At 69.0% G+C, this 335-nt stretch carries 1 pseudogene; it reads right to left on the bottom strand.

From position 1 onward, the window contains the following. Positions 1-335, bottom strand: a pseudogene (locus tag ACTJK0_RS21435) (pyruvate dehydrogenase (acetyl-transferring), homodimeric type); the annotation flags it as partial.

The raw sequence follows: 335 nt of genomic DNA, 5'->3' as shown, positions 1-335 counted from the left end.
TCGTAGCCGTAGGCGGGGTCGTAGGTGACCACTGCCGGGTTGGTGGAGGCGAGCAGGGGGGAGTGTCCGTCGGCGTGCTGGAGGCCTTCGCCGGTGAGGGTGGTCCTGCCTGCGGTGGCGCCGATGATGAAGCCGCGGGTCATTTGGTCCGCTGCTGCCCAGAAGGCGTCGCCGGTGCGCTGGAAGCCGAACATGGAGTAGAACACGTAGACCGGGACCAGGGGTACGCCGTGGGTGGCGTAGGAGGTTCCGGCGGCGGTGAAGGCTGCCACGGCGCCGGCTTCGTTGATGCCCGGGTGGATCAGCTGCCCGGCGGGGGATTCCTTGTAGGCCAG

The sequence above is a fragment of the Paenarthrobacter sp. 22069 genome, assembly GCF_052046035.1.
Lineage (GTDB): Bacteria > Actinomycetota > Actinomycetes > Actinomycetales > Micrococcaceae > Arthrobacter.
This window is presented reverse-complemented; position numbering and strand designations above follow the sequence as displayed.